Here is a 20325-nt window from a genome sequence, read left to right on the forward strand (position 1 = left end):
GCCGGCCTTTTTGTTTGCTTCACTCCGCCGGAACCTCGCGCTCAAGCTCTTCCAGCCAGATGCGGGCGTTGCCGTCCGACGGCGCCCTCCAGTCGCCGCGCGGCGAGAGGGAGCCGCCGGCCGTCACCTTCGGGCCGTTCGGCATGGCGGAGCGCTTGAACTGGCTGAAGCCGAAGAAGCGGCGCAGGAACACGCGCAGCCAGTCGCGGATCTCGGCCGGGCTGTAGGCGCGGCGCTTCTCCAGCGGATAGCCCTCCGGCCAGTCGCCCTTTTCGGCGTCGGACCAGGCGTGGCGGGCCAGGAAGGCGATCTTCGACGGGCGGAAGCCGTAGCGCAGCACGTAGAACAGGTTGAAGTCCTGCAGATCATACGGCCCGACCACGGATTCGGAGCTTTGCAGCGCCTTGTCCGACCCGGCCGGCACCAGCTCCGGCGAGATCTCCGTCTTCAAGATGGCGTCGAGCGTCTCCGACACCTCCTGCTGGAACTGGCCGGTGCGGCTGACCCAGCGGATCAAATGCTGGATCAGCGTCTTCGGCACGCCGGCATTGACGTTGTAGTGGGACATCTGGTCGCCGACGCCATAGGTGCACCAGCCCAGCGCCAGCTCCGACAGGTCGCCGGTGCCCAGCACGAAGCCGTTGTGGTGGTTGGCGAGGCGGAACAGGTAGTCGGTGCGCAGGCCGGCCTGCACATTCTCGAAGGTCACGTCATACACCGCCTCGCCGCGGGCGAAGGGGTGGTCCATGTCCTTCAGCATCTGGTTGGCGGCCGGCCGGATGTCCAGCTCCTGCGCCGTCACCCCCAGCGCCGTCATCAGCCGCCAGGCGTTGGACTTGGTGCCCTCGCTGGTGCCGAAGCCGGGCATGGTGTAGGCGAGGATGCCCGAGCGCGGCAGGTCCAGCCGGTCCATGGCGCGGGCGGCGACGATCAGGGCGTGGGTGCTGTCCAGCCCGCCCGACACGCCGATCACCAGCTTCTCGATGCCGGTGGCGCGCAGCCGCTGCACCAGCCCGGCGACCTGGATGTTGTAGGCCTCGTAGCAGTCCTGCTCCAGCCGTTCGGCGCTGGCCGGGACGAAGGGCAGGCGCGGCACCACGCGCAGCAGCCCGACATCCTCCTCCGGCGCGTCCAGCCGGAAGGCGACGGTGCGGAAGCCGCCGGTGGCGGAGCCGTGCAGGCGCCGGTTGTCGTCGAAGGTGCCCTGGCGCAGCCGTTCCTGTCGCAGCAGGTCCAGATCCACGTCGGCCACCGCCATCTGGGCGCCGTCGGGGAAGCGGTCGGTCTCCGCCAGCTTCTCGCCATTCTCGAAGATGGAGGTCTGGCCGTCCCAGGCGAGGTCGGTGGTCGATTCCCCTGTCCCGGCCGACGAATAGAGATAGGCCGCCAGACAGCGCGCCGACTGCGACTTCGCCAGCAGCCGGCGGGTGTCGGACTTGCCGATGGTGATGTTGCTGGCCGACAGGTTGGCCAGGATGGTGGCACCGGCAAGCGCCGCCATGGTGCTGGGCGGGGCAGGCACCCACAGATCCTCGCAGACCTCGGCATGCACGACCAGCCCCGGCTGATCCTCCGCCGAGAACAGCAGGTCGGGGCCAAAGGGCGCGGTCAGGTCGCCGATGCGGATCGTCCCGCCGTCGGTGCCGGTGCCCGAGGCGAACTGCCGGCGTTCATAGAATTCCCGGTAGTTCGGCAGATGCTGCTTCGGCACCACGCCCAGCAGCTCGCCCCTGTGGATCGCCACCGCCGTGTTGTAGAGCCGCCCGTCATACAGCAGCGGCGCGCCGACCAGCAGGAGCGGCATCAGCCCGACCGACGCCTGCACCAGATCCAGGATCGCCTGCTCCACCGCGTCGATCAGCGGGTCCTGCATCAGCAGGTCGTCGATGGCGTAGCCGGACAGCGCCAGCTCCGGAAACAGCGCCACCGCCACCGACTTGTCGTGGCAGGCGCGCGCCGCCTCCAGGATGGCGGCGGCGTTGGCCGCGGGGTCCGCCGGGGTGCTGCGCGTGGTGCAGGCCGCCACCCGCGCGAAGCCGTGCCGATAGATCGAGGTGAAGCTCATGACCCGTCCCTGCTGCGATGCCGGTCCCTGACGCTTCGCGATGCGGCGCCAGGGCAGCAAACATAGCAGGAATTTCCCCCGCGTCAGGTCCCCTCGGGGGCTTTGCGGCGCGATGGTCCGGAAGTGCTTTAGACACGATACATTCGTTATAAAACCAAGGTCAAATCGATAGTTCGATCGGACATCTCCAGTTAAAATGATGGGGTTGGAGGATCACGGACTCCGACAGCCAAGTTGACCAATTCAGATGCGTTGGATATAGCCAAGGGCTCGTTTACACCGAGAGTCGGCAGACCGACGCCAGAGGGACTCGTTCATCATCGTGCCATCGGATACGCCGGTCACGCAGCCCGCCCAGAACGACGCCGCATCGCGGCAGACCGACGCCGCGGCCGAATCGATAGTCAAATCCCCGGCGGAGACCGGGAGCGAAGCGGGGGACCGGGCGGAGCAGTCCTGCTGCATCGTCGGCATCGGCGCCTCGGCCGGCGGGCTGGAGGCGTTGCAGCGCTTCTTCGATGCGGTGCCGGGGGACAGCGACCTCGCCTATGTCGTGGTCCAGCACCTGTCGCCGGTGCACAAGAGCCTGATGGTCGACCTGCTGGCCAAGCACACGGCGATGGAGGTGGTGCAGGCGACCGACGGCGTCCCGGTCCAACGCAACACCGTCTATCTGCTGCCGCCCGGCAAGCATCTGACCATCCAGGATGGCCGGCTCAGGCTGACCGCCAAGGACGCCGGCAGCGGCATGAGCCTGCCGATCGACATCTTCCTGACCGCCCTTGCCCGCGACCAGGGGCCGCTCGCCATCGGCGTGATCCTGTCGGGCACGGGATCGGACGGCACCCGCGGCCTGATGGCGATCAAGTCCGCCGGCGGATTCGCCGCCGTGCAGCAGCCGGAAACGGCGCAGTTCGACGGCATGCCGCGCAGCGCGCTCGCCACCGGCCAGATCGACGCCACCCTGCCGCCGGACGAGCTGCCGGCCCGCCTGATCGATCATGCGCGCAAGGCGCTGGCCCGCGCCCGCCCCGTGGCGAACCGGCGGCAGCGCGAGGGCCAGTCCGACCAGGGCGACGACCCGCTGGCCCAGATCATCGCGGTCATCCGCGCCGTCACCGGGGTCGATTTCTCCCATTACAAGCTGGCGACGCTGCTGCGGCGGATCGAACGGCGGATGCAGGGCGCCGGCCTGGAATCGATGGAGGATTATGCCGCCCTGCTGCGGCGGAACAGCGCCGAGACGGTCAGCCTGTACAAGGAGATGCTGATCGGCGTCACCCGCTTCTTCCGGGACGAGGCGGCCTTCCGCATCCTGGCCGACCGGGTGATCCCCAGCCTGCTCGGCAACCGCAGCCCGACCGACCTGATCCGCGTCTGGGTCTGCGGCTGCGCCAGCGGGGAGGAGGCCTATTCCATCGCCATCCTGTTCGCCGAGGCGCAGGAACGGATGGGCCGCAGCTTCGACGTCAAGATCTTCGCCACCGACATCGACCAGGACAGCATCGAGGTGGCGAGCCTCGGCGAATATCCCCGCGCCATCGCGGAGGACGTGTCGCAGGAACGGCTCGCCCGCTTCTTCACCGCGCGGGGCGAATCCTATGTGGTGTCGCGCGAGCTTCGCCGGATGGTGGTGTTCGCCGCCCACAACATCATGCGCGACCCGCCCTTCACCAAGATCGACCTGCTGAGCTGCCGCAACCTGCTGATCTATATGGACCAGCCGCTGCAGCGCAAGGTGCTCAGCCTGTTCCAGTACGCCCTGCGCCAGAGCGGCTTCCTGTTCCTCGGCACCAGCGAGACGCTGGGCGACCTGCAGTCGGACTTCCACACCGTCGACAGCCGCAACAAGATCTTCCAGAGCCTGCGCGCCGGGTCCTTCCGGCTGTCGCGGCTGCTGGTGCCGACGGTGGCGGCCCCGCTGGCCCGCCACGGCGACGACGTCTCGTCCCCGGCGCTGGAGGAGGGGGCGGCGATCGACGAGGCGATGGCCACGCTGATGAAGGCGTATGTGCCGCCCTGCCTGCTGGTCAACGAACAGATGAACATCATGCATGTGTTCGGCGACGCCTCCTCGCTGCTGAAGGTGCCGGCGGGCGAGGCGACGCTGAACGTGCTGAAGCTGTTGCCCTCCTCGGTCGCCATGGTCACCGGCACCGCGCTGAACCGCGCCTTCCGCTCGGGCGAGGAGTTCGCGCTGTCCAACATCCCGGTGAAGGACCGCGACGGCGTCGTGGCGATCAGCCTGCGGGTCCAGCCCTATGTCGCGCGCAAGACCGGACGCCGCTTCGCCCTGGTGGTGCTGGACCGGGCCAACATGCTGCCGCTGTCGGTGCCGGATTCCGATTTCGACCTAAACGCCGACGCCGCAGAGCGCATCCGCGGGCTGGAGCAGGAGCTGCTGTCGCGCGGCGAGAACCTGCAGGCGACCATCGAGGAGCTGGAAACCGCCAACGAGGAATTGCAGGCCACCAACGAGGAACTGCTCGCCTCCAACGAGGAGCTGCAGAGCACCAACGAGGAACTGCAGTCGGTCAACGAGGAGCTTTACTCCGTCAACGCCGAATACCAGGCGAAGGTGGAGGAGCTGACGGAGATCACCAACGACCTGGACAACCTGCTGCGCTCCACCGAGATCGGCACGGTGTTCCTGGACGACGACTTCGTCATCCGCCGCTTCACCCCGGCGGCCACCAGCTTCATCAACATCATCCCGCGCGACATCGGCCGGTCCATCGCGCATCTGTCGACCAACATCGACTATCCCGACTTCCTGGCCGACATCCGGAAGGTGTTCGGCGGTCACGAGGCGATGGAACGCCATGTCCGCGTCCATGACGGCCGCTGGGTGCTGACCCGGATCCTGCCCTACCTGACGGACAAGAAACAGGTCGCCGGCGTGGTGGTGACCTTCGTCGACGTGACCGCGACCAAGCAGGCGCAGGAGAGGCTGCAGAACGTCCTGGACAGCCTGCCGGAACACATCGCCGTCACCGACCGTGAAGGCCGCATCGTCATGGTCAACGCCGCGTGGCGCGGCTTCGCCGAGCGCAACGGCGGCGGGGCGGTGGACCGCTGCGGAATCGGCACCAATTATCTCGAAGTCTGCCTTTCTCCGGAGGCGGTCCGGCAGGACGGCGTCGCCCGCGCGGTCCATGACGGGCTGCGGCGCATCCTGGACGGAAAGGCCGACGATTTCTCCATCGAATACCCCTGCCATTCTCCCGACGAGCAGCGCTGGTTCCTGATGCACGCCACACGCCTGAACGACCATGACGGCGGCATCGTCGTCAGCCACATCAACATCACCAACCGGAAACTGATGGAGTTGCGGCTGGGCGACGAAGAGGACGGTGGAGGGGCGCCATGACCGAGGATCTCTCCGGCGGCCTGCGGCGCCGTGCCGAGACCGTGCTCAGCGACGGCCATTTCGAGGCCGCCGACGTCACCGCGACGTCGATGAAGGAGCTGCTGCACGAGCTGTACGTCCATCAGGCCGAGCTGGAAATCCAGAACGAGGAGCTGCGCGGCGCCCAGCAGGCGCTGGAGGCATCGCGCCTGCAGTATCTCCAGCTGTTCCAGTCGGTGCCGCTCGCCTGTCTGGCGGTGAACGCCGCCGGCATCGTGGGGGAGGCCAACGCCGCTGCCGAACGCCAGTTCGGCCTGCCGATGCTGCGGCTGAAGGGCCGGCCGCTGACCCTGCTGGTCGACAGCCTCGACCATGGCCGGCTGTTCACCGCGCTCGGCCGCCTGCGCGACACCGGCGAGTGGGTCCGGCAGGAATTCCGCTATGTCGGACCGCAGGGCACCGTCATCGACGGGCTGACCGACGCCCGCACCGTGGCGCTGGACGACGGCGACCGCGGCGACGTGCTGCTGACCATCACCGACCTGACCGAACGGAACGCCTGGCTGCGCGAGGTGCAGCAGGCCCGCGACGACGCGGAACGGGCGCGCGCCGACTACCACCATATCCTTCAGTCGGTGGGCGACGGCATCCTGGGGGTGGATTCCGACGGGCGCATCCGCTTCGTCAACGCCGCCGCCACGACGCTGACCGGCCATCTCGACCTCGACCTGATCGGCCGTCCGCCGTCGGACCTGCTGGCCGGCCCGGCGGCGGACGGGGAGGGCGTCCTGCCCGCCGAGGGCGGCGCCGCCCGTGCGCTGGCCCTGTCGCTGACCGACGGGCGGCCGCGCAGCGTCGCCTGCGAACGGCTGCGGCGGGAGGACGGCGGCATCGTGCTGGTGGAGGTCTCCATCTCGCCGATGCTGGTGCCCGGCAAGCGCCTCGCCCCGGTGTCGGAGCGCATCCAGGGCGCGGTGGTCGCCTTCCGCGACGTCACCGCCCGGCGGGAGGCGGAAGCGGCGCTGAACCTCAGCGAGCGGCGGCACCGGGTGCTGGTGCAGTCGCTGCACGACGCGCTGGCGATGACCGCCGCCGACGGCCACAGCCTGCTGGCGAACGCCATGGCCGAGCGGCTGCTGAACGGCCCCGCCCGCCCGCTGCTCGATCCCACCGCGGCCGGCTATGACGGGGACGGGCGGATGGACGGGCATCTGGTCCCCGCCACCGCCCCGACCAAACTGGTGCCGACCACCGCCGGGCGCCGTTTCATCGATGCCAACGGCAACCGCCTGCACGGGCTTCCCCCGGCGGCGGAGGCGGCGCGCAGCGGCAAGCCGGTGGTGGAGCGCATCGTCGGCGTCGTGGAGGGGGAGGAGGCCACCGCCCCGACGCGCTGGCTGCGGGTGTCGAGCCACCCCGTCGCCGACACCGCCGGCCGGGTGGAGGCGGTGGTGTCCAGTGTCGCCGACATCACCGCGGTGAAGGCGCTGGAACGCGAACTGAACGTCGCGCTGGACGCCCGCGAACGCTTCCTGGCCGCCGCCAGCCACGACCTGCGCCAGCCGGTGCAGGCGCTCCTGCTGCTGTCGGACCTGCTGCTGAAGGAAAGCCTTCCGGCCGGGGCGCGGCGGATGGCGGAGCAGATCCAGTCCTCGCTGGGCGGGCTGGGCGGCATGTTGGACGGCATGCTCGACATCTCCAAGCTGGAGGCGGGGCTGGTCGCGCCGCATCCGGAGCCGGTCGACATCGCCGCCCTGCTGGCCCGGCTGCATGGGGAATTCGCTCCCGTCGCCGAGAAGGGCGGGCAGACCCTGCGTCTGGTGGCGCCGCCGCTGGCGACGCGGACCGACCCCGGCCTGCTGGAACGGGTGCTGCGCAACCTGCTGGCCAACGCGCTGCGCTATGCCCCCGGCGGGCGGATATTGCTGGGTGCCCGCCGGCGCGGCGACCGCCTGCAGATCGAGGTGTGGGACAGCGGCATCGGCATCGCCGACCAGCACATCGACCGCATCTTCCAGGACTTCTATCAGGTCGGCAACGCCGCCCGCGACCGCCGGGAAGGGCTGGGGCTGGGTCTCAGCATCGCCCGGCGGCTGGTCACCATGCTGGGCGGCAGCATCGACGTCACCTCCTCGCTGGGCCGGGGCAGCCGCTTCACCGTCAGCCTGCCGCTGACCGAATCCGGCACCGGCGCGCAGCCGCAGGCCGACGGCGCCGACGCGCCCGGCATGCCCGACGGCAGCGGGGAGCGGCTGGTCATGCTGGTGGAGGACGATGCCGTCATCCGCATGGCGCTGGCCCTGATGCTGGAGGACTGGGGCTTCCGCGTGGCGGAGGCCGGCAGCGGCACCGAGGCGGACGGGCTGCTGGACGAGCTGATCGGCGCCGGGCAGACGCCCGACGTCATCCTCGCCGACTATCGTCTGCCGGAGGGGACGACCGGACTGATGGTGATGGACATGGTCCGCCGCCGCCTGTCGCGCGACGTGCCCGGCGTGCTGCTGACCGGCGACACCTCCGCCGACCGGCTGCGCGAGGCGGCCGGCGCTCAATGCGCCCTTCTGCACAAGCCGATCCAGCCCAACCGCCTGCGCGACACGCTGAGCGCAGCGCTCAACGGCTGAAAAGGACCGCCGCGCTTTGGAAAACCTTATTATAATTCGGGGTAACCATTCCGGATGATCTTCGCCCGAGTTATTTTTGACTCACGTCAATGCTACCAATACAGGAGAATCCAGACTGTAAGGACTACATAAGACCTGATCGACGGCGGCAAGCGAGACCGTTCCATGTCCACCAACACGGATGCCAGCCTGCTGCGCCGAAAGATGCGCGCCCGTGCGGCCAGGGTGTCGGCCCTGCTGTCCGCCGGCTTGTTCGTCGGGCTCCTGCTGCTGGCCGTCGTGTTCCTGGAGTATCGCCGCGCCATCGATTGGGTGGACCACACGCGCTCGGTGATCTTCGCCGTGGAGGAGCTGCAATCGAGCCTGTCGGGCGCCGAATCCAGCCAGCGCGGCTATCTGCTGTCGCTGGACGGCAGCTATCTGGTCCCCTACGCCGAGGAGGCGGAGCGTAGCCGCAGGCTGCTCGACCGCGTTCAGTCGCTGACCGCCGACAATCCGGCGCAGCAGGACAAGGTGAAGGCGCTGCGCACGCTGACCCAGGCCAAGCTGGACCGCATGGCCGAGATCCTGCGGCAGGCCGATGGGCCGGGGCTGGACCGGGCGCTGGAAACCTTCCGCGAGGGAACGAACGCCGGCCTGATGAGCGGCATCCGGCAACTGACCGCCACCATGCGGGCGGAGGAGGATGCGCTGCTCGACCGGCGCAGCCGGCATGCCACCATCCTCGAATTCCTGATGATCGGCTATGCGCTGACCTTCGTGGCGGTCACGGGTTGGCTCGGTTACAGCACCGTCCGGCGGCTGGAGCGCGACTATCAGGCCGAGCGGGCGGAGGGGGAGGCGCTGGCCGCCGCCCTGGACGAGAACCGCATCCTGCTCGACGAGGTGAACCACCGGGTGAAGAACTCGCTGCAGATCGTCGCCAACCTGCTGCGGACCCAGGCGCTGCGGCACGGCAACGCCGACGTGCGGCAGGAATTGCTGGACAGCAGCAGCCGCGTCCTCGCCATAGCCGAGGTCCACCGCCGCCTGTATGGCGAGGGGGCGGTCTACGACACCGTCGAGCTGTCGGACCTGATCCGCAGCATCGCCGAGAACGCGATCCCGGCGACCGCAGTTGCCAGCGAACCGGCGATGACCATGGCGGTGGACAGCCCGCTGCCGGCGCCGGTCGACACCGCCGTACCGGTGGCGCTGATCGTCAACGAGCTTCTGACCAACACCTACAAGCATGCCTTCCCGGACGGGCGGATCGGCACCATCAGGCTGGGCGTGGGGGTGGAGGGCGACGAGGTGCGCATCGACGTCGCCGACGACGGCGTCGGGCTTCCCGATGAAGTCGCAAGCAGCGGCGGCGGCGGCTTCGGGCTGAACACGGTCCGCAATCTGACGCGGCAAATAAGGGGGCGGCTGGAGATCGAACGTTTGACACCGGGGACCCGCTTCCTTTTAACTTTCCCCATGAAACCCCGCGCTCCTACCGGGGCGTGATACATCCCGGTGCGGCGCAATATTTATAAGAAAAACAATGAAGATACTAATAATTGAAGATGAATACCTGATTGCCGAGGGCGTGTCCCTGACGCTCCAGTCAGCCGGGCACGAGGTGACGGGGATCGCCGAGGATCTGGCCTCTGCCGTGACCTTGGCCCGCCGGCAGCCGCCCGACATGGCCTTCGTCGACATCAAGCTCGCCAACGGATCGAACGGGCTCGACGTCGCCCGCGAACTGAAGGCGCTGGGCATCGCCTGCGTCTTCGCCACCGGCAATCCGCCCAACAAGGCGCAGGCGGGCGGGGTCGGCCTCGGCTATATCGCCAAGCCCTTCTCCCCGCGCGTCCTGGTCCAGACCGCGGCCTTCGTCGCCGGCCTGCTCGGCGGCGGCGCCGCCGTGACGGCCGCTTCCGCTCCCAACGGCTTCATCGCCTTATGAGGCTCAGAAGCCGGTGAAGCGGGTGAAGCCCTCCGCCGGCTCGCGGTCCGTCGGGAAGTTGTTTTCCGGTGCCGACCAGTCGGCGTAGCCCAACGCCATGCCGCTGGCGATGATCTCGGTGTCGGGCAGCCCCAGATGGCGGGCGGTGATGGCGTGGCGGTAGCAGAAGGCCGCCTGCGGGCAGCTCTCCAGCCCGAAGCCGCGGGCGACGATCATCACGTTCTGCATGAACATGCCGAGGTCGAGCCAGCCGCCCTTGCCCATGTCGCGGTCGATGGCGAAGAACAGCCCGACCGGCGCCCCGAAGAACAGCCAGTTGCGGCCATGCTGGCGCGCCATCCGCTCGCGGTCGCCCTTGCCGATGCCGATCGAGCCGTAGAGCGCCCAGCCCACCGCCCGCCGCCGGCCCAGATAGGGCTCCCGCCAGTTTTCCGGGTAATAGGGATATTCCGGCACCTCCGGCTCGCCGGCCTCATGGGCGGCCAGCAGCTCGGCCGACAGGGCGGCGCGCGCCTCCCCGGCGATGGCGTGGACCTTCCAGGGCTGGATGTTGGACCCGCTCGGCGCCCGCGCGGCGAGGTCGAGGATGCGCAGCACCGTCTCGCGCTCCACCGGCGTCGGCAGAAAGGCGCGGACGCTGCGCCGGCCGGCGACGGCGTCCAGGACGGAAAGGGGAGGGGCGCCGCTCAACCCGCCACCTCCGCCGCCACATCCACCGCCACGTCCACTGCCGGCTCGTGGCGGACCGGGAAATTGACCGAGCGGGCGATGAAGCATTTCTCCGCCGCCTCGTGATGCAGGGCCAGCGCCTTCGCGGCGTCAGAACCCGGCGCCAGCGTCACCCGCGGCCGCAGCACCACGCCGGTGAACTGCCCGCCGCCGTCCGGCCCCTCCTCCATCACCCCTTCGGCCTCGTCGGCATAGGCGGTGACGGCGATCCCGGCGCTGGCGCAGAGATGCAGGTACCAGAGCTGGTGGCAGGCCGACAGCGAGGCGACCAGCATGTCCTCCGGGTTCCAGCGCGCCGGATCGCCGCGGAAGGCCGGGTCGGAGGAACCGGGGATCGCCGGCTTGGTCCCTGCGCCGATCGTATGGTCGCGGCTGTAGGCCCGGTAGCCCGAGGTGCCGGTGCCGAGATTGCCGGTCCACTCGACCCGCACGCCATAACGGTGTTCCCTGTGCGCCATCCTTCCCTCCCTCTCTATTGCATCACCACCATCAGAAGCGCCGGCAGCGCGACGAAGGCCATGGCGGTGGAGCCCAGCACCATGCCCGCCACATCCTCCGGCGCATTGCCGTAACGCAGGGCCCAAAGATAGTTGAAGACCGCCACCGGCATGGAGCTTTGCACCAGCACCACGCCGCGCGCCGTCCCGGTCAGCCCCATCGCCCACGCCACCAGCATCCCCATGGCGAAGCCGACGGCCAGCCGGAAGGCCGACATCGACAGCGCCCGCACCGCGCCGGACAGCCGCAGCTTCGACAGTGCCACCCCCAGCGAGAACAGCATCAGCGGCACCGCGCAGTTGCCCAGCAGCGTGGTGGTGTTGGCGATCCAGGCGGGCAGGGGCAGCCCGGCGAGCTGGACCGCCACGGCGAGCGCCACCGCGTAGATGGTGGGCGTGCGCACCATCTGCCCCAGGTCGAAGCGCCCCGCCGCCAGCGCCGGCCCCAGCGTGAACTGCCCCACCGACATCACCGCATAGAACAGCACGGCAAGGCTGAGCCCGGCCTCCCCGAAGGCGAACAGGCAGAGCGGCAGCCCCAGGTTGCCGGCATTGGGAAAGGCCATCGCCGGCACATAGACCCGGAGCGGCAGCCGCGCCGCCAGCAGCACCGGCACCGCCGCCAGCGCGGTCAGCGCCATGCAGGCGGTCGCCGCGGCCGCCATCTCCGCCATCGCGTCGGCAGACAGGTGCAGCCGGGTCAGCGCCGAGAAGACGAGGCAGGGCGACGACACGTTGATCGCGAAGGTGGTGATGAAGGCGCTGTCGTAGGGAAGCTGCGCGCGCGTCCAGCCATAGCCCAGTGCGGCCACCAGGAACACCGGGGCCAGCACGGCGAAGGCGTCGGACAGAAGGGCGAGGGTGGGCATGCAACTGCTGGCTACGTGAACGGTCCGCCACGATGACGGCATTCCGATCCTGCGTCATCCCCCCAGGCCCAAGCTTCGGCGCAGACCAGCCGCGCGCCGGTGGCAATCGCTTATGTCTCCCTCTCCCGCCCCGGGAGAGGGAAGGGGCCCATGGCATCGCCATGGGAAGGGTGAGGGGCGGTGCGAGAATCCCGGACCGCATGGTTCCTTGGATAACCCCTCACCCTCCCCACCGCTTCGCGGCGGGTCCCCTCCCTCTCCCGGGGCAGGAGAGGGAACCCGTCGCCCACCCGATTCGCGGTGCCCGCCCGGCGGCGCACCGCGCGGCCCCACCGTCCTACGCCTGTAGCGTGACTGCAACGCCCTTGTATGAACTGCATTTTCGCAATGTTTATCAAGAGTCAGTAACGATTTGTAACGAAGCTTGAGCGATAAGGGGGCACCCACTAAGGTGGAATGGCACCAATCCGCGGACCAGTATGACGAATTTGTCCGGCGCCAAGACCGTTGTTCGTCCTCTGAACAATAAGGCGCAGCAATCCAAACGACAGCCGAACCTGAACAGCCGCCGCTTTTCCCTGCGCTCGGTCCTGCTTTGGATTCTTTTGTTGCTGTCGGCGGGTTTGTTTCTTGCGCTCGCGGCCCTGCCCGTCGGAAGATTTGCCAGCGCCGCGATTTCGGTGGGCGTCGTGGCGGCGGCCTTCGTGCTGGGGCGCTTCGCCCAGCGCTTCTGGCATGCCCGCACGCTGACCGTCCTGCTGCTGGCCTTCGTCACCTTCCGCTATTTCTTCTGGCGGCTGACCGGCACCCTGCCGCCGGTGGACGATCTGGTGAACTTCATTCCCGGCGTCACGCTGTTTGCGGCCGAAGCGCTGTCCTTCGTGCTGTTCCTGACCTCGCTGTTCGTCATCATCGACCCCGTCGCCCGCGAGCCGTCGGAGCCGACGGGCGATCCCGCCTTCTGGCCCAGCGTCGACGTCTACATCCCCTCCTACAACGAGGAGCCGGAGCTGCTGGAGACGACGCTGGCCGCCGCGGTCTGCATCGACTACCCGCGCGACAAGCTGCGCGTCTATCTGCTGGACGACGGCGGCACCGACCAGAAGCTGGCCCACAGCAACCCGGAGCAGGCCGCCGCCGCCAAGCAGCGGCGCGAGACGCTGACCGCGCTCTGCGAACGGCTGCAGGTCACCTACATGACCCGGCCGCGCAACGAGCATGCGAAGGCCGGCAACATCAACCACGCCTTCCAGAAGACCTCGGGCGACCTCGTGCTGATCCTGGACGCCGACCATGTGCCCACGGTCGGAATCCTCAAGGCGACGGTGGGATTCTTCCAGCAGGACCCCGGCCTGTTCCTGGTCCAGACCCCGCATTTCTTCGTCAATCCCGACCCGGTGGAATACAACCTCGGCACCTTCGAGCGGATGCCGAGCGAGAACGAGATGTTCTACTACTCGATCCAGCCCGGGCTGGACCGCTGGAACGGCTCCTTCTTCTGCGGGTCCGCCGCCATCCTGCGCCGCGCGGCGCTGGAGGAGGTCGGCGGCTTCAGCGGCGACACGGTGACGGAGGATTGCGAGACCGCGCTGGAGCTGCATTCTCGCGGCTGGCGCAGCGTCTATCTGCCGCGCCCGCTGATCGCCGGGCTGCAGCCGGAGACCTTCGACAGCTTCATCGCCCAGCGGTCGCGCTGGACCCAGGGCATGATCCAGCTGTTCCTGCTGAAGAATCCGCTGTTCAAGCGCGGCCTGACCATCGCGCAGCGGCTCTGCTACACCAGCACCATGCTGTACTGGTTCTTCTGGTTCTGGCGGCCGATCTTCCTGCTGTCGCCGCTGTGCTACGCCCTGTTCGGGCTGGAGATCTACCGCATCAACCTGCCGGACTTCGCCTGCTTCGTCATCCCGCACGTCTTCGCCGCCGCCTTCCTGTCGCAGTTCCTGCACGGGCGGATGCGCTGGCCGCTATTCTCGGAGCTGTACGAGTATCTGCAGTCCTTCCACGTCTCCCGCGCGGCACTCGCCACCCTGATCCGGCCGCGCGACCCGGTGTTCAAGGTCACCGCCAAGGGCCAGTCGGTGGACGAGGACGGCTTCTCGCCGCTGGCAACGCCCTTCATCGTCACCACGCTGCTGCTGGCGGCCGGGCTGGCGGCCTGCGCGTGGCGCTACTCCATCTTCCCCGAACACCGGGCCGCCATCGTCCCGGTGGCGGTGTGGTGTTCGCTGAGCCTGCTGCTGGCGCTCGGCGGCCTCGCCGTCGTCTATGAGCGCAAGCGCGTCCGCCGGCAGGAGCGCTTCACCGTCGACCGCCCCGCGGTGCTGAAGCTCGACGACGGGACCAGCATCGACTTGACCGTCGCCGACGTCTCGGCCGGCGGCGTCGGCCTGCTGGTCGATCCGAAATGGCGGGAGGACCTCTCCCGGCCGGACCAGACGCCGGTCCTCACCATCACCGCGACGGAGACGGAGGCGGCGACCACCACCGGCGTGCGCATTTCCCGCATCGAGATGCGCAACGGCGAACTGGCGGTCGGTGCCGGCTTCGCCCCGCGCGACCGCCAGGACATCGTGGAGATGGCGCGCTTCGTCTTCGGCAACAGCGTCGGCTGGGACGACTTCCTCGACCGCAAGCGCGTGGCCGCCCCGACCTTCTTCGGCGGGCTGCTGTTCTTCGCCACGCGGGTGGTGCCGCGGCTGGGTCATGTCCTGCTGGCATTGCCGCGCGCCCTGCGGCGCATCCTGAGCTTCCAGGCTCCCTGACGCCATGGCGCACGCACGCACCCATACCGGCGGCCGGCGGACGGCCCGCAACCGTGTCGGCGGCGGGCTTCTGGCCCTGCTGTCCTTGTGCCTCGCCCTGTGGACCGGCTGGGCGGCGCCCGCCCAGGCCGCGGACCGGCGGGTCATCCCGCTGTCGAACCTGCGCGACGGCCAGCCGGAGGTCACCCTGCATGGCGAGACGGAGACGGTGGCCCTGCGCGCCGTCCTGCCGCCGGTGGTGGGCCTGACCTCCGTCGTGCTGGCGCTGACCTACGAGAACGGCATCGACATCCTGCCCGAAAAGGGGTCGATGTCGGTCTACATCAACGGGTCCCCGGTGGCCGACCTGCCGCTGTCCGCCTTCAAGGGGCCGGTCAACGCCTCGATCACCCTGCCGGCCAGCCTGATGCGGCCGGGCGAGAACCAGATCGTCTTCCAGACCAACGCCCAGCACCGCGCCATCTGCACCGTCCGGGGCACCTACGATTTGTGGGCGCGGGTGAACCTCGCCGCCTCGTCGCTGACCCTGGTGTCGGAGGGCGGCGTTCCTGCGCCCGACCTCGCCATGCTGCGCCAGCTTCTGGTCGCCGCCGACCGGGCGCGCGAGCCGCTGGCCATCATCCATCCCGGCAGTGAGATCGACGCCGACCATCTCGGCTGGGGCGCCATGGTGGCGCAGTCCTATGGCCTGCTGCTGGGCGACCAGACCCCGCGGGTGGCGGCGGTGCCGGTTCAATCCGCGGCCCAATCGGCAGCCCAGCCCAGCGTCCCGACCGGCACCCCGACCAGTTCCCAGCCTCCGAAACCCGCCGGCACCAGTGCGCCGTCGCTGGAGACCCTTGCCCTGCCGGGCGGCAAGAACGTGCTGATCGGCACCCGCGACCGCATCGCCCCGCTGCTGGGGGAGGCGCGGGCCGCCGCCATCGCCGGTCCCTTCCTGGCCGTCTATCCGCTCCCGAGCCCCGGCGGTGGCGCCTTCGTCGCCGTCGCGTCCGGCCGCACGCAGCAGGAGGTGGACCAGGCGGTGATGCGGCTGGCCGATGTCTCCCGGCCGCTGCCGACCCAGAGCGCGATGATCGTGACCGACGCGGCCCCGCCGGCACCCCTGCCGCACCCGCCGGTGCAGGCCGAAGGGCGCTACCGCCTGTCGGAGCTGGGCTTCCAGACCGTCCAGCACAGCGGCTACCGCTATGCCGGCCGCTTCACCCTGATCCTGCCCACCGGCTTCGCCCCGGTCAGCGACCGTTCGATCCTGTTCCACGTCAATGCCGCGTTCGAGGGCAATCTCGGCCCCGGCGCCGTGCTGAACGTCCGGGTGAACGGCAAGTCGGCCGGCGCCATCGAGATCGACAAGCGGTCCAGCGGCGTGATCGACAACGGCGAGATGCCGCTGCCGATGGCGATGTTCCGCCCCGGCCCCAACGTGATCGAGGTGGAGGCGGAGCTGCCGCCGGCCGGCGGCACCGACTGCGTCTTCGCGGTGCGGCGCCCGACCTTCACCCTGCACGACAGTTCCAGCATCGAAATCCCCGGCTTCGCCCGCCTCGTCACGCTGCCCAGCCTGGGCGGCTTCGCCAACACCGCCTATCCCTATGGCGGCATCGCCGGCGGGGAGCCGGCGGCCCCCTTCGATCTCGTGGTCGTCGGGCGCGAACCCGCCTGGTTCGGCGCGGCCTGGAGCCTGACGGCCCGGCTGGCGCAGCGGGCGGGCGACCTGATGGCGGTGGTGCCCTACACCGGCTGGGACGGCGCGCCGGACGACAATGCCCTGATCGTCGGTCCGGTCGCGGCCCTGCCGCAAGCCGTCTTCGCCTCCTCCCCCTCCCGGCCGACCGACTCGCCGGCCTGCTGGAAGCCGGCGCCCTGATCGCCCAGGCCAGCGCGCGGGGAGAGCCGATGGCGGCGGCCGACCGCCGTGCCCTGGTGGACCGGCTGCGGCTGGGCTGGTCGGGCAGTGCCGCCCGTCCGGGCGTGGCGCGGCCCGGTGCCGTGCCCTCGCCGTTCGGCATCGCCGGGACGGCCCAGGCGGCCGAGGGCGGCGCCCAGAACCGCTGGCAGCGGATGGCCGGAGACGCCAAGGACGCTTCATCCACTGGCGGCTGGGTTCCCGACTGGGCGCGGCGCGTCATGGCCGCGGCCGCCCGCTACGTCAACCATTGGACGGTGGAGGATGCGCCGGTCGATGTCGTCGCGCTGACCGAGAACGCCGACCAGTTGCCGGAGGCGGCCCTGCTGCAATACCGGGCGCCCGGCAACGATCCGCTGACCTGGACGCTGCTGACCGCGTCGGATCCCCGCTCCATCGACCGGGCCATGCGCAGCCTGGGCGAGGCCGGCCTGTGGGACAAGCTGCGTGGCGGCGGAGCGCTGTGGAGCAGTGCGGCGCCGGCAGTCACCACGCTGGAGGCGTCGCACCCCTACCAGATCATTCTCAATCCCTTTGACATCGGTAACCTGATCCTGATCCTGGCTCGCAACCTGTCGCAGCGGATCGAGCTTCTGTTCGGCCTGCTGCTGGGAACGGCCGTGGTGCTGACGGTCAGCATGCGCCTTCTGCTGAAGCATGGACATCGGGAACGGAGCGGGCCATGACCACCCCATCGCGGCGTGACGTGCTGATCGGAACGGCAACCCTGGGCCTGACGGCGGGTCTGGCGGTCGGCCTGTCGACGGCCTTCCCGGCCGGTGCCCTCGCCGCCCCCTTCGACGCGGCGGCGTGGCGGCGCTATGCCGACCGCTTCCTGCAGCCGGACGGGCGGATCGTCGACACCGGCAACAAGGGTGTCAGCCATTCCGAAGGGCAGGGCTACGGCATGCTGCTGGCCGTTGCCGGGGGCGACCGCGCCGCCTTCGACCGGATGTGGGGCTGGACCCAGCGTACGCTGATGGTGCGCGGCGACGGGCTGGTGGCGTGGCGCTGGACGCCCGAGGGCGGCGTCACCGACCGCAACAACGCATCCGACGGCGACATGCTGATCGCCTGGGCGCTGCTGCGCGCCGCCGAGCTTTGGAAGACCGAGGCCTACCGCACCGCCGCCGTCGCCATCGTCAAGGCGCTGGAAGCCGGGCTGCTGGTGGAGCATGCCGGGCTGACCGTCCTGCTGCCGGGGCGCGACGGCTTCCGCAAGGGCGACACGCTGGTCCTCAACCCCAGCTATTGGATTTTCCCGGCCATCCGCGCCTTCGCCGCCCTGCCCGGGGGAGCGCTGGGGCCGGCTGACCGACGCCGGTCTGGTCCTGCTGTCGAAGGCGCGCTTCGGCACCTTCCAGTTGCCGCCGGACTGGATGGCGCTGGACGCCGCCGGCACCGTCACCGTCGCCGAGGGCTTCAGGAAGCAATATGGCTACGATGCCGTGCGCGTGCCGCTCTATATGGCCTGGGACGGCTACCGCGATCCCTATTATTTCCGTCCCTATGCCGATCTGGTGGCGAAGTTCGGCGGATCGACGGTCCCCGCCACCGTCTCGCTACCGGGGGGCACCACCACGCAGGTGGCGGCCTCCGTCGGCATGCTGGCGGTCTACCGGCTGGCCTGCCGCCTTGCCGGAGCCGCGGGCGACATGGTGACCGTGCCGCCGTTGGCGCCCGACGAGGATTACTACTCCACCACCCTGTTCCACCTCTCCGCGCTGGCGGCCCAGAGCCTGGGGATCGAGCCGTGACCCGTCCCGTCCTTCTTCCGACCCTTCTTCTTGCCGGCATCGCCGCGCTCGGCGGCGGGAGCGATGCCTGGGCGCAGTCGCACGGCGGCGGCCGCGCGCTCGCCCCCGGCGTGAAGGTGGAGGTGGCGCCGGCCCCCGGCAGCGGCTCCGCCCCCGCCGCCGGCAAAGTGGACGAGACGGCGCTGCGCTATTACGCCCGCATCGGCGACGGCGAACGGCTGGAGGCGGAGATCGCCCGCCTGCGCGCCCTCGATCCGACCTGGGAACCGCCCAAGGACCTGTTCGCGCCGCAGCCGACCACCCCCGGCGTCGACGAAACCCCGTTCTGGAACCTGCTGTCCGCCGGCAAGGTGGCGGAGGCGCGCGCCGCCATCGCCGAGCAGCGGCGCAAGTCGCCCTCCTGGCAGCCGTCGGACAAGCTGCTGCAGGAACTCGACCTTGCCGAGAGCGCCGGGCGCATCCGCTCGGCCAGCGACACCAAGCGCTGGCAGGAGGTGGTCGATGCCGCAGCCGCCAACCCGGAGGCGGTGGCCTGCAACCGGCTGGACAATGCCTGGCGCCTTGCCGAGGCTTATGCCGAGCTGAAGCAGACCGACCGCGCCTTCGACACCTACAAGACCATCGTCACCAGCTGCCCCAAGGCCAAGGAGCGGCGCGACACCATCTTCAAGGCGTCGCGGTACCTCAGCCCCGACCGGCTGCGCGAGCTGACGGCGCTGGGCGCCACCGCCAACCCGGCGACGGGGGAGGATTACTCCACCGTCCGCGCCGCCGAAGCGGAGCTTGAGACCGGCCGCCTGCTGGAACGTCTCGGCAATGCGAAGGCCGGCGCCCTGTCGGCCGCCGACCTGTCGCGCGTCCAGGGCATCGTGCGCGACAAGCAGGACGCCGACGGCGCCATCGCGCTCGGCTGGTACTTCCAGAAGCAGAAGAACTTCGCGGAGGCGCAGAGCTGGTTCTCCCAGGCCAACGGCTGGGCGCCGTCCGACCGCGCGGCGGAAGGTCTGGTGCTGGCCTACAACGGCCTGGGCGAGAAGGCGCAGGCCCGCGCCGCAGCATCCCCCTGGAAGGGCAAGTCGAACCGCGTCGATCAGGCGCTGAAGGCGGTGGACCCGCCGCGCGGGCCTTCCGGCGGTGGGCGGAGCGGTCCGCAGGGGCCGAGCGAGCTGGACCGGGCGCTGGCCCGCCAGGACTATGCCGCCTGCATCGCCATCATCCGCGCCTCCATCGCCAGGAGCGGCCCGACCGCCGCCCTGCTGCAGCAGCGCGGCTGGTGCCTGCTGGAGCTGAAGCGCCCGTCGGAGGCCGAGGCCGCCTTCGCCGAGGCGCAGGTGCTGGCCGCGCGCGAGCCCGCCAAGGGCGGCGCGTCCGCCGGTGGCGCATCGGCCGGGGCCGCGGCACCGCGCACCCCGTCTGCCGGCGGCCTGCCGCAGACGGCGACCCTGGCGCAGGAGAACGCCTATGGGCAGGCCATCGCCCGTCTGGCGACCGGCGACGTGGCCGGGCTGACCCGCGACCTGCCGCGCGCCAACATGACGGCGGCGCAGAAGGCGGAAATCCGCGCCTCGCTGATGGCGACGGAGGCGAACCGGGCGCTGGAGGACAAGCGCTACAACGACGTGCTGCGCCTGCTCGACGCCCGCAAGGAGCTGGAGCCGGAACCGCGCAACCTCGGCATCCTGCGCGGCTGGGCGCTCTACAACCTGATGCGCTACGACGAGGCGTACGCCCAGTTCAAGGCCATCGACGACCGGCTGAGCACCGAGGAATCGCGCGAAGGCGTCACCATCACCTGGAAGACGATCTATCATGACTGGTAAGGCCATGACTG

Annotated in this window: 13 protein-coding genes and 1 pseudogene; 10 read left to right on the plus strand and 4 right to left on the minus strand. The window is 69.8% G+C overall.

Annotated features, from left to right (window positions below; translation table 11 throughout):
* Positions 1-19: 19 nt before the first annotated feature.
* Entirely contained in the window at positions 20-2065 is a 2046-nt protein-coding gene (locus AB8P05_RS22950) for an NAD(+) synthase (RefSeq protein WP_455175163.1), read from the minus strand.
* Positions 2066-2387: 322 nt separating this feature from the next.
* On the opposite strand from AB8P05_RS22950, the gene AB8P05_RS22955 reads away from it, so the two are divergent.
* From AB8P05_RS22955 to AB8P05_RS22970, 4 genes are all read left to right on the plus strand, one after another.
* Positions 2388-5435, plus strand: coding sequence for a chemotaxis protein CheB (locus AB8P05_RS22955; protein ID WP_472761023.1), 3048 nt, complete (start codon positions 2388-2390; stop codon positions 5433-5435).
* Positions 5432-8038, plus strand: a complete 2607-nt coding sequence (locus AB8P05_RS22960; RefSeq protein WP_472761024.1) for a hybrid sensor histidine kinase/response regulator — start codon at positions 5432-5434, stop codon at positions 8036-8038. Before AB8P05_RS22955 ends, AB8P05_RS22960 begins: the two co-directional genes overlap by 4 nt.
* A gap of 165 nt (positions 8039-8203) precedes the next feature.
* A complete protein-coding gene (locus tag AB8P05_RS22965; RefSeq protein ID WP_472761025.1) occupies positions 8204-9529 on the plus strand; it encodes a sensor histidine kinase in 1326 nt (441 codons plus the stop codon).
* A gap of 82 nt (positions 9530-9611) precedes the next feature.
* Complete coding sequence (locus AB8P05_RS22970; protein ID WP_472761026.1) at positions 9612-9971, plus strand: response regulator; 360 nt, start codon at positions 9612-9614, stop codon at positions 9969-9971.
* Between the two features lie 3 nt (positions 9972-9974).
* Here AB8P05_RS22970 and AB8P05_RS22975 read toward each other — a convergent pair whose 3' ends face one another.
* The 3 genes from AB8P05_RS22975 to AB8P05_RS22985 are packed head-to-tail and all read right to left on the minus strand — an operon-like array spanning position 9975 to position 12066.
* The gene (locus tag AB8P05_RS22975) at positions 9975-10661 is read right to left on the minus strand and encodes a nitroreductase (protein ID WP_472761027.1); all 687 of its coding nucleotides are present in this window, start codon (positions 10659-10661) and stop codon (positions 9975-9977) included.
* Positions 10658-11158 (minus strand): OsmC family protein, encoded by a 501-nt coding sequence (locus AB8P05_RS22980; protein ID WP_472761028.1) that lies wholly within the window; start codon positions 11156-11158, stop codon positions 10658-10660. Before AB8P05_RS22980 ends, AB8P05_RS22975 begins: the two co-directional genes overlap by 4 nt.
* A gap of 14 nt (positions 11159-11172) precedes the next feature.
* A complete protein-coding gene (locus AB8P05_RS22985; protein WP_472761029.1) occupies positions 11173-12066 on the minus strand; it encodes an AEC family transporter in 894 nt (297 codons plus the stop codon).
* 479 nt (positions 12067-12545) lie between these two features.
* Here AB8P05_RS22985 and bcsA point away from each other — a divergent pair, with 479 nt between their 5' ends.
* The 6 genes and pseudogenes from bcsA (at position 12546) to AB8P05_RS23015 (ending at position 20314) form a co-directional block, all read left to right on the plus strand.
* Positions 12546-14831, plus strand: a complete 2286-nt coding sequence (gene bcsA, locus AB8P05_RS22990; RefSeq protein WP_472761030.1) for a UDP-forming cellulose synthase catalytic subunit — start codon at positions 12546-12548, stop codon at positions 14829-14831.
* A gap of 4 nt (positions 14832-14835) precedes the next feature.
* Positions 14836-16698 (plus strand): cellulose biosynthesis cyclic di-GMP-binding regulatory protein BcsB, encoded by a 1863-nt coding sequence (locus AB8P05_RS22995; RefSeq protein WP_472761031.1) that lies wholly within the window; start codon positions 14836-14838, stop codon positions 16696-16698.
* A gap of 29 nt (positions 16699-16727) precedes the next feature.
* Complete coding sequence (locus AB8P05_RS23000; RefSeq protein WP_472761032.1) at positions 16728-17423, plus strand: hypothetical protein; 696 nt, start codon at positions 16728-16730, stop codon at positions 17421-17423.
* Positions 17420-17965 (plus strand): annotated as a pseudogene (locus AB8P05_RS23005) (glycosyl hydrolase family 8); the annotation flags it as partial. The gene AB8P05_RS23000 and the pseudogene AB8P05_RS23005, both read left to right, overlap by 4 nt.
* A 106-nt stretch (positions 17966-18071) precedes the next feature.
* Positions 18072-18494, plus strand: a complete 423-nt coding sequence (locus AB8P05_RS23010; protein WP_472761194.1) for a glycosyl hydrolase family 8 — start codon at positions 18072-18074, stop codon at positions 18492-18494.
* Entirely contained in the window at positions 18491-20314 is a 1824-nt protein-coding gene (locus AB8P05_RS23015) for a hypothetical protein (RefSeq protein WP_472761195.1), read from the plus strand. The genes AB8P05_RS23010 and AB8P05_RS23015 overlap by 4 nt, the downstream gene beginning before the upstream one ends.
* Positions 20315-20325 lie beyond the last annotated feature (11 nt).

Source organism: Azospirillum sp. VT-I1, from assembly GCF_055698305.1.

Coding starts and splice junctions, on each gene's coding strand:
- AB8P05_RS23000 (WP_472761032.1), top strand. CDS start 16,728: ATGGCGGCGGCCGACCGCCGTGCCCTGGTGGACCGGCTGCGGCTGGGC.
- AB8P05_RS22980 (WP_472761028.1), bottom strand. CDS start 11,158: ATGGCGCACAGGGAACACCGTTATGGCGTGCGGGTCGAGTGGACCGGC.
- AB8P05_RS22960 (WP_472761024.1), top strand. CDS start 5,432: ATGACCGAGGATCTCTCCGGCGGCCTGCGGCGCCGTGCCGAGACCGTG.
- AB8P05_RS22950 (WP_455175163.1), bottom strand. CDS start 2,065: ATGAGCTTCACCTCGATCTATCGGCACGGCTTCGCGCGGGTGGCGGCC.
- AB8P05_RS22995 (WP_472761031.1), top strand. CDS start 14,836: ATGGCGCACGCACGCACCCATACCGGCGGCCGGCGGACGGCCCGCAAC.
- bcsA (WP_472761030.1), top strand. CDS start 12,546: ATGACGAATTTGTCCGGCGCCAAGACCGTTGTTCGTCCTCTGAACAAT.
- AB8P05_RS22985 (WP_472761029.1), bottom strand. CDS start 12,066: ATGCCCACCCTCGCCCTTCTGTCCGACGCCTTCGCCGTGCTGGCCCCG.
- AB8P05_RS22965 (WP_472761025.1), top strand. CDS start 8,204: ATGTCCACCAACACGGATGCCAGCCTGCTGCGCCGAAAGATGCGCGCC.